This is a genomic window from Mesorhizobium sp. M0019 (assembly GCF_040323975.1).
In the GTDB taxonomy this organism is placed as follows: Bacteria; Pseudomonadota; Alphaproteobacteria; order Rhizobiales; family Rhizobiaceae; genus Mesorhizobium.
In genome coordinates this window covers 1-7,894 of record NZ_JAMYVK010000101.1, presented here as the reverse complement: position 1 = coordinate 7,894, position 7,894 = coordinate 1, and the positions used below count along the sequence as shown (strand labels likewise).

Below are 7,894 nucleotides of genomic sequence, written 5' to 3'. Positions count from 1 at the left end.
CGTATCGCCCAGCGCGCGATCGCCTTCGGCAAGCGTGCGCTGGTCGATACGACGGCGATGCTCATGCGGCGTGCCGGCCGGCTGGACGAGCTGGGAGGCCGCTATGCGGCGTTGATGCGGGTGCGCGCCGGCGCGCTGCTCGGCGCACCGCAAGGGTTGCAAGGCAAAGCGCTCGACCACTGGCTCGACTCTCGCGATAAGGAGCAAGCTGGCGGCTTCACGACGCGCTCGCAAGCGGCCGGCGAGGCGAAGAATCTGACGCAGATGCAACAAGCAGCAGAACGGCTGCATGACTGGACGGCAAGGAGGCTCGGTGAACGTCGATGATGTGAAGGCCCTGGCGACACGGATCAGGGAAGAAGTGGCCAAGGCGATCACCGGGCATCACGATACGGTCGACCTGATGCTGACCGCCTTGTTTGCGGGCGGGCATATCCTGCTGGAAGGTCCTCCGGGCACGGCCAAGACAATGACGGCGCGCTGCTTCGCCCAGGCGCTTGGGATCGCCTACGGGCGGATCCAGTTCACGCCGGACCTGATGCCCGGCGATATCGTCGGGTCGAACATCTACAACTTCCAGACCGGGCAGTTCACGCTGACGCGCGGCCCGATCTTCTGCGATCTCCTGCTTGCCGACGAAATCAACCGCACGCCGCCCAAGACGCAGGCCGCACTGCTCGAGGCGATGCAGGAACATGCGGTCACCTTCGACGGCACCACGCATTCGCTCGGCCGCAATTTCATGGTCGTCGCGACCCAGAATCCGATCGAGCACCAGGGCGTCTATCCGCTGCCGGAGGCGCAGCTCGACCGCTTCCTGTTCAAGCACCGCGTCAGCTATCCCGGCCCCGAGGAAGAACGAGCCATCATCGTCCATCACGGCGGCGGCTCCGCCTCGCACGACATCGCCCAATATGGCATCGAGGCGCAGACGGATCGCGAAACGCTGCAGGAGGCCCTTGAAGTCGTCGGCTCCGTCACCCTTGTCGACGATGTCGTCGGCTACATAGCGGCGCTGGTTCGGGCTACGCGCGAAAATGCCGATCTGGAGGTCGGGGCCAGTCCGCGCGCCGGCGCCATGCTGGCGCGGGCGGCGCGTGCCCGGGCGGCGCTGGACGGACGCGCCTATGTGATCCCCGACGACGTCAAGGCGCTGGCGGTGCCGGCGCTGCGTCATCGCGTCATCCTTTCGCCTGCCGCACAGATCGATGGCCGGCTGGTCGAGCAGATCGTCTCCGACCTGGTCGACCAGACGGAAGCACCACGTTGATCTATCCCAGCGGCCGAGCGGTATGGGCAGCTGCGGCCGGCGCGGTGCCGGCCTTCCTGGTCGCGCTGGCACTGCCGTCGTTCTGGTATCTGGGATTGCTGTGGAGTTGCCTGCTGCTTGCCTTCCTGGCGGTGGATGCCGCGGCCGGACGCGGCCGGGCATCGCTGAATGCCAGCATCGATGCGCCGCAGCAGGTCGGTGTCGGCGGCGAGTTCAGCGTGCACGTCGCCGCCCGTCACTCGGGGGCGCGCGCAGCGGAGGCCCGCGTCGGCCACGATGGGCGGCTGGCGCCGGTGGACGGCAGCGGCGGGGCCTTGCCAACCGGCGGAGGCGGGTCGCTCGACCTTCGCTTCCAGGCGCTGCGGCGCGGCGTCGCCAGCTTCGACCGTCTCTGGGTGCGCTGGCGCGGGCCGTTCGGGCTGGTCTGGAACCAGGTCGTCCTGCCGGTGGAAAGCAAGGTTGCGGTGCTGCCCGACGTCAGCAGCGCTCGCGGCGAGGCGATCACGCTGCTGCAACATGCGGCGCTTGCCGAAGGCCATGCGCAGCGCCGCGCCGGTCAAGGCCGCGAGTTCGACGCGCTCAAGGATTACCAGCCGGGCATGGGCCGGCGGATGATCGACTGGAAGCGCAGCGCCCGCCACGGCAAGCTGTTGGCGCGCGAGTTCCGCATCGAGGAGAACAACAACATCGTGCTGGCCATCGACAGCGGACGCCTGATGTGCGAGCCAGTTGACGGGGTGCCGAAGGTGGACCGGGCGGTGACGGCCGCCCTGCTGTCGGCATTCATCGCGCTGAAGGGCGGTGACATGGTCAGTCTGTTCGGCTTCGATGCAAGGCCGCGCGTTTCGACTGGCGCGGTGCGCGGCCCAGCCAGCTTTGCGATGATCCAGAAACGGGCCGCCGAGATAGATTATTCCAGCGAGGAGACCAATTTCACACTGGCATTGACGACGCTGGCGGCGCGGCTCGACCGCCGCTCGCTGGTCATCATCTTCACCGATTTCGTCGATCCGATCAGTGCGGAATTGATGCTGCGCACCGTGGGCCGGCTCACCGAACGGCATCTCGTGCTGTTCATGATGATGAAGGACACCGAACTGGAGGGCCTGGCCGACCTGCCGCCACGCTCCGGCGAGGATGTTGCCCGCGCGGTCGTTGCCGGAGGGCTCTTGCGCGAAAGGCAGGTCGTCATCGGCCGGCTGCGGCTGCTTGGGGCGCATGTGATCGAAGCCGACCACAACCGGCTCGGTCCGGCGCTGGTCGAGCGCTATCTGCAGTTCAAGCAGGAGGATTTGCTGTGACGGCGCCGGTACGCGGCAATGCGGTGCGCGGCGACGCGGTACGCCAGTCGCTGGCCAGCTTCCGCCGCGAGCGCGAGGCCGACTGGAAGGCATTCGAGGCGCTGCTGGCGCGTGTCGAGAAGCGCGCGCCGCGGACGCTTTCCGAAGAGGAGCTGCTGTCGCTGCCGCTGCTCTATCGATCGGCGCTGTCTTCCCTGTCGGTGGCGCGCGCGACATCGCTCGATAATGCGCTGGTCGGCTATCTCGAAGCGCTGTCGCTGCGCGGTTATTTCTATCTCTACGGCGCACGCCGCGGGCTGCGGCAGCGCCTCGCCGATTTCTTCCTGCATGACTGGCCCGAAGCCATTCGCGACCTGTGGCGCGAGACATTGGCGTCGGTCGCGCTGATGGTGATCGGCATTGGTGCAGGCGCCTGGCTGGTGGCATCCGACAAGAGCTGGTTCGACGCGATCATCCCGCCCGGCCTGGCAGGAGGCCGCGGCCCCGACACCTCGGCCGAACTGCTGCGAGGCATGCTTTATGATGGCGACAATGGCTTTCTCTCAGGCTTTGCCGCCTATCTGTTCACGCACAACGTCCAGGTCGCAATCCTGGCCTTCGCCCTTGGCTTCGCCTTCGCGGCGCCGACGGTGCTGCTGATGCTGTTCAACGGCTGCATGATCGGGGCGTTGTTCCAAGTCTACTGGTCCAAGGGGCTTGGCATGGAGCTCGGCGGCTGGCTGGCCATCCACGGCACCACCGAATTGTTCGCAATCTCTTTGGCCGGCGCGGCGGGCATGCGCATCGGCACCAGCATCGCCTTTCCCGGCGAATTGACACGCATGGCGGCAGCGGCTCGCGCCGGACGCATCGCCGCGAACGCCATGGTCGGGGTCTCGGTCATGCTGCTGTTTGCCGGGCTGCTCGAGGGCATTGGCAGGCAGACCATCACCAGCGACGTCACGCGCTACGGCATTGGCGGTGGCATGCTGGTGCTGTGGATCGGTTATTTCTACCTGTTCCGGGCGGTGCGGCATGGCGATCGTTAAACGCGCCGCCTTCGCGGCTATACGGCCGCTGATCACGCCCGAAGGCGTCGATCTCCGGATAAAGTTGGCCGACGCCGGCACGCGGGCCTCCGCCTTCCTGCTCGACATCGTGTTCATCGCCGTGGCTGCAATCGTGATCACGATCGTCGCGCTATTCGGGGTGGGAGGCCTTGGCAGCGAGGGATTTCAGCCGCTCTTCGTCGTCTGGATCATCCTGATCTTCTTTCTGCGCAACGCCTACTTCATCGTTTTCGAAGCGGGCCGGCGCGCGGCTACGCCCGGCAAGCGGATCGTCGGCATCCGGGTCGCGTCGCGCAGCGGAGACGGCCTGTCGATCGACCAGGTCATCGCCCGCAACCTGATGCGCGAGATCGAGGTGTTCCTGTCGCTGTCGATCATCGTTGGACGCAGCGGGACCGACCTCGCCGACACGCTGACGACGGTGTTCGGACTGGTGTGGACGCTGCTGTTTGCCTTGTTCCCGCTGTTCAATCGAGACCGCATGCGGATCGGCGACCTGTTGGCGGGGACCTGGGTGGTCGAGGCGCCGAAGCGCGCCTTGCTTGAAGACCTGTCGGCACGGCAGGATCCGGCGGCCGGCGCCTTCCGGTTCAGCCACGCCCAACTCGATGCCTACGGGATTGCCGAACTCCACAAGCTGGAGGAGGTGCTGCGCCGCGACGACTATTTCGCCCTGCGGACGGTGGCCGAAACGATCGGACGCAAGATCGGCGCGGCACCCCAAGCCCATGACGCACGCGCGTTCCTGACGGCTTACTACGGCGAGCTACGGGCGCATCTCGAACGCAAGCTGCTGCTGGGCAACCGCAGGGCCGACAAGCATGCGCGGTAGACCGGAGGGGGGACGGGATGCAGGTCAAAATTAGCGCGACTGAGGAATCCAGGATAGATCGCGCAATTCAGGCGGCGGTCTCTGGGTCCTGGGAAGAATTCAGCAGCCTCACCGACACTCCCTTTCCAAACGACGAATCGATGCGAGAGCAATTCGACGATTCCTCCCCCCGACTTCAGCAAGTGGGAGGAAATTGGAAACGAGAAACGGGCGTTGAGATCCTAGATGACGGAGTGCGCCTAATAATAGCGAGAATAGAAGCGCCGCCCACGGTGGATATCGTTTTTTCACTGCACAGCACGAGCGAATTCAGTGACAGCACAATCGGTATTCGGACATTTTTGCAGCAGCTGAATTGGGACTCCTAGCTATCGGTTCCGGCATTTCCAACCAGCGCCACCTCCTTCCCTATCCCACCCACTTCTCGTAGTCGGACACCAGCAGATGCAGCGGTGCTGTGTCCTCGTCGATGTCCGCGAAGCGGCCGATTGGTTCGCGAAAGACATTGTCGGTGAGATCGTCGTTGACGGTCGAAACCTCGCCGATCAGCACGTCCTTGCCCTCGGCCCAGAAGGCATGCCAGACACCCGGCAGCAAAGTGACGCTCTGGCCTGGGTCGAGCTTCAGGAGCCCACCCGCAGGTAGTCTGTGGATGGTTCCGTCGACAGGCACCGATACTTCGGCCTTCGGATCGATGCCGCCATCGCGATCATGCATGAACAGCTCCAGCACCAGTTTGCCGCCGCCGCGGTTGATGATGTCCTCGGCCTTGATGTTGTGGCGATGCATCGGCGACAACTGGTCCTTGCGCGAGATCATGATCTTTTCGGCATAGAGCATGCCCATGCCCTTCTTCATGTCCTCGTAGCGGCCGTTGCGGACGGTGAACAGGAACAGGCCGAGCTCGTCGAATTTCTCCTGGCCGTAGTCGGTGATGTCCCAGCCGAGCCGGGAGGAGAAGATTGCCGACGAATCCTGCCGACGCGCCTTCATCTCTTCGGGGGTCCAGTAGGCGAAGGGCGGCATGATGTAGCCGAAAGAGCGGATGAAGGCGTCGGCGTCGCGGATGATGTCGTTGATGGCGGAGCGTTTCATGGTCGTGGTTCCTTCCCGTCGCGTTCCAAGCGCTAACCGCATAGCCGAACGCCCATCCGGTGTCGATGCAAACTGCTGTCGCTGGCCCCATGACATGCGGTCCGATCAGGGCCATAAGGTCAACCAATTTTCCGATGGTGAGACCATGCGCAGCATAGACGATCTCGATACGCCGGCGATCCTGATCGATGCCGGCCGCGCCGAAGCCAATATCGCGCGGGCGCAGGCCCATGCCGACCGGCACGGGCTGAAGCTCAGGCCGCACATCAAGACCCACAAACTGCCCTACTGGGCAAAGAAGCAGATCGCGGCCGGCGCCGTCGGCATCACCTGCCAGAAGATCGGCGAGGCCGAGGTCATGGCCGACGCCGGACTGACCGACATCTTTCTGCCCTACAATATCCTCGGGCGGGCCAAGCTGGAGCGCCTCAAGGCGCTGCACGGCCGCGTAACCCTGTCGGTGACAACGGACAGCATGGACACGCTCATGGGACTTGCCGCCACCTTTACCGATCCCGGCCACCGCCTGCCGGTGCTGGTCGAATGCGACACCGGCATGGGCCGCTGCGGTGTACAGTCGGCCGGCGAGGCAGTCGCGCTGGCCAAAGAGATCGACAAGGTCAGGGGGCTCGTCTTCGGCGGCCTGATGACTTACCCGGCGGCAGGCCGCGCCGCCGAGACCGAGGCGTGGCTCGCCAATGCGCAGCAAGCGCTTGCCGCAGCCGGCCTTGCTTGCGAGCGCATCTCCAGCGGCGGCACACCCGATATGTGGCGTTCCGGCGAGCACAGCGTCGTTACCGAATACCGGCCCGGCACCTACATCTATCTCGACCGCTACCAGGTCACCAAAGGCGTCGGCAGCCTCGACGATTGCGCACTGACGGTGCTGTCGACGGTGGTCAGCCACCCAACGCCGATACGCGCCATCCTCGACGCCGGCAGCAAGGCCCTGTCCAGCGATACGCTGGGGCTCGCCGATTTCGGCGAGCTGCTGGGCATTTCAGGCGCAAGGGTGACCAGCCTCAGCGAAGAGCACGGCAACGTCACGCTGTCAGGCGGCGCCGAGCTTCGCATCGGCGAGCGCGTGCGCGTCGTGCCCGACCATTGCTGCGTCGTCACCAACCTGTTCGACGAGGTGCATCTGATCGAAGGCGACAAGGTGATCGAGACGCTCCCGGTCAAGGCGCGAGGACGGATGGGATGAGTCCAGCTGGAGCGCGTGCGCTTCAGGTACAAAATCCTTCAAACGCTGGAGGGACAGCGCCCCCCTCTGGCCTGCCGGCCATCTCCCCCTCAAGGGGGGAGATCGGTACCTTCGCCGGTAGCGCCTCTCTTTCAACATTCGCGATTGGCGAAACGATAGGTGACATTCAATCTCCCCCCTTGAGGGGGAGATGTCCGGCAGGACAGAGGGGGGCGCGAAGGAACTCGACGGCGGTCAGTTAGCCTGCCTCGCGGCAACCCGGCGCATCGAAATGACGCGGCGGCGCCAGATCTCGGTGCGCATCGCCGTTAGGTGCAGCGCAAAGAACAGCACTGTGAAGCCGAGTGCCATCACCAGCAATGGCCACAACAGGCTTGGATCGATGGTCGGGCCGCCGAGCCGGAACACCGACGCCGGCTGATGCAGCGTGTTCCACCAGTCGACCGAAAATTTGATGATCGGAATGTTGATGAAGCCGACCAGGGTGATGATGGCGGCGGCCCAGGCGGCGCGCCCGGCATCGTCGAGCGCGCGGGTCAGCGCGATGATGCCGAGATACATCAGGAACAGGATGAAGACCGAGGTCAGCCGCGCGTCCCACACCCACCAGGTGCCCCACATCGGCTTGCCCCAGATCGAACCGGTGATCAGTGCAAGGGCGGTGAAGACGGCGCCGATAGGTGCCGCCGATTTCAGCGCCACGTCAGCCAGCGGATGGCGCCAGACCAGCGTGCCCAGTGCCGAGACCGCCATCAGCGTGTAGCACATCATGGCAAGCCAGGCGAAAGGCACGTGGATATACATGATGCGAACGGTGATGCCCTGCTGGAAGTCCTCAGGCGCCGTGAAGCTCATATAGAGACCCACGCCGAGGACGATGGCGGCGACGCTCGCCAACCACGGCACGACCTTGTCGGCCAGCCCGACGAACCGCGTCGGGTTGGCAAGGTCCATCCAGCCGGAGAGGCGTGAAGTCGTATCGCTCATGCGGCTTTACATAGACCGCCGGCGGAGTTGCGGCAACCGCAGCGGCGGTACGTCTTCCCTTCTCCCCTTGCGGGCTAGCGTGCGCACACATCTGATTTGGCGGGGATTAGTTTGGATTTGCAAGAGCGAAGCCCTCGGCGATGGCGTGGAAGCGTT

At 64.8% G+C, this 7,894-nt stretch carries 8 protein-coding genes and 1 pseudogene; 7 read left to right on the top strand and 2 right to left on the bottom strand.

Features of this window, described 5'->3' with window-relative positions; genetic code table 11:
• From NKK47_RS34450 to NKK47_RS34425, 6 genes and pseudogenes are all read left to right on the top strand, one after another.
• Window positions 1–327 (top strand): annotated as a pseudogene (locus NKK47_RS34450) (DUF4350 domain-containing protein); the annotation flags it as partial.
• Complete coding sequence (locus NKK47_RS34445; RefSeq protein ID WP_352579853.1) at window positions 314–1,270, top strand: AAA family ATPase; 957 nt, start codon at window positions 314–316, stop codon at window positions 1,268–1,270. The pseudogene NKK47_RS34450 and the gene NKK47_RS34445, both read left to right, overlap by 14 nt.
• Entirely contained in the window at window positions 1,267–2,571 is a 1,305-nt protein-coding gene (locus tag NKK47_RS34440) for a DUF58 domain-containing protein (protein WP_352579852.1), read from the top strand. The genes NKK47_RS34445 and NKK47_RS34440 overlap by 4 nt, the downstream gene beginning before the upstream one ends.
• A complete protein-coding gene (locus tag NKK47_RS34435; RefSeq protein WP_352579851.1) occupies window positions 2,568–3,599 on the top strand; it encodes a stage II sporulation protein M in 1,032 nt (343 codons plus the stop codon). The genes NKK47_RS34440 and NKK47_RS34435 overlap by 4 nt, the downstream gene beginning before the upstream one ends.
• A 64-nt stretch (window positions 3,600–3,663) precedes the next feature.
• On the top strand, window positions 3,664–4,452 hold the full coding sequence (locus NKK47_RS34430) for an RDD family protein (RefSeq protein ID WP_352579850.1): 789 nt from the start codon (window positions 3,664–3,666) through the stop codon (window positions 4,450–4,452).
• 17 nt (window positions 4,453–4,469) lie between these two features.
• Window positions 4,470–4,820: a hypothetical protein gene (locus tag NKK47_RS34425; RefSeq protein ID WP_352579849.1), complete on the top strand. Its 351-nt coding sequence runs from the start codon at window positions 4,470–4,472 to the stop codon at window positions 4,818–4,820.
• A gap of 40 nt (window positions 4,821–4,860) precedes the next feature.
• Here the strand turns inward: NKK47_RS34425 and NKK47_RS34420 are convergent, their stop codons facing one another.
• Window positions 4,861–5,547 carry a D-lyxose/D-mannose family sugar isomerase gene (locus NKK47_RS34420; RefSeq protein ID WP_352457149.1) on the bottom strand — a complete coding sequence of 229 codons (687 nt, stop codon included), beginning with the start codon at window positions 5,545–5,547 and terminating at the stop codon, window positions 4,861–4,863.
• A gap of 145 nt (window positions 5,548–5,692) precedes the next feature.
• Here NKK47_RS34420 and NKK47_RS34415 point away from each other — a divergent pair, with 145 nt between their 5' ends.
• A complete protein-coding gene (locus tag NKK47_RS34415) occupies window positions 5,693–6,751 on the top strand; it encodes a D-TA family PLP-dependent enzyme (protein WP_352579854.1) in 1,059 nt (352 codons plus the stop codon).
• A gap of 234 nt (window positions 6,752–6,985) precedes the next feature.
• On the opposite strand, the gene NKK47_RS34410 is transcribed toward NKK47_RS34415, so the two are convergent.
• On the bottom strand, window positions 6,986–7,738 hold the full coding sequence (locus NKK47_RS34410) for a heme ABC transporter permease (protein ID WP_352579848.1): 753 nt from the start codon (window positions 7,736–7,738) through the stop codon (window positions 6,986–6,988).
• Window positions 7,739–7,894 lie beyond the last annotated feature (156 nt).

What these genes read in the sequence shown, in the direction of transcription:
- NKK47_RS34420 (WP_352457149.1), bottom strand. Translation starts at nt 5,547, where the DNA reads ATGAAACGCTCCGCCATCAACGACATCATCCGCGACGCCGACGCCTTC.
- NKK47_RS34410 (WP_352579848.1), bottom strand. Translation starts at nt 7,738, where the DNA reads ATGAGCGATACGACTTCACGCCTCTCCGGCTGGATGGACCTTGCCAAC.
- NKK47_RS34425 (WP_352579849.1), top strand. Translation starts at nt 4,470, where the DNA reads ATGCAGGTCAAAATTAGCGCGACTGAGGAATCCAGGATAGATCGCGCA.
- NKK47_RS34415 (WP_352579854.1), top strand. Translation starts at nt 5,693, where the DNA reads ATGCGCAGCATAGACGATCTCGATACGCCGGCGATCCTGATCGATGCC.